This window comes from Hansschlegelia beijingensis (assembly GCF_045505405.1).
Taxonomy (GTDB): Bacteria; Pseudomonadota; Alphaproteobacteria; order Rhizobiales; family Methylopilaceae; genus Methylopila; species Methylopila beijingensis_A.
The window spans coordinates 1-546 of the sequence record NZ_JBJKEX010000726.1 but is presented as its reverse complement, the minus strand read 5'-3'; the positions used below and the strand labels follow the sequence as shown (position 1 = coordinate 546).

Below are 546 nucleotides of genomic sequence, written 5' to 3'. Positions count from 1 at the left end.
ATGTATTTCTTTCTGGTTTTAGTCGTTATCATACTGGTTACAGTTAATTATTACGTATCGGAGTACAAGAAAAGAGCGATAAGTGCAGGAGAAGCTGATTTATCACTTACCGAAAAAAACATTTTACCGTTTTGCAGAACTTGTAAAATATGTGCCGGAGCTTCTTTTATTTTAATGTTAGTATCAGGAATAATGCTTATCTTGGTTCCTGCTCTAACAGGAAATGCAAACTGGAGCTTCCTTATCTTTGATAAGGGAAAATGGATAGATGTGCATTTATTTCTGGTTTTAATTTTCTTCCTTAGTTTCAGTTTCCATACGTATATTCACTGGAATTGGTTTAAAACGGCGTTCAGCAGAAAAAGAATTAAACCCATTAACAGCTGATAAACAAATATTCTGGATTTTTACAGACCAATGCATTCCTGAATAAGAGGAATGCATTTTTTTTAATTGCGGCTATAGTTCTTTCTTAAGGATATTGATATCATCTATTATTCTCTCTATCTCAAGAGGAAGCGTTCCGTTGTAAACACCCCTCAAATG

Annotated in this window: 1 protein-coding gene; it reads left to right on the top strand. The window is 33.9% G+C overall.

Annotated elements, in window-relative coordinates; genetic code table 11:
* On the top strand, positions 1–387 hold a 387-nt coding region (locus ACIKT0_RS19840), incomplete at its 5' end, for a DUF4405 domain-containing protein (protein WP_407106956.1).
* Positions 388–546: the final 159 nt, after the last annotated feature.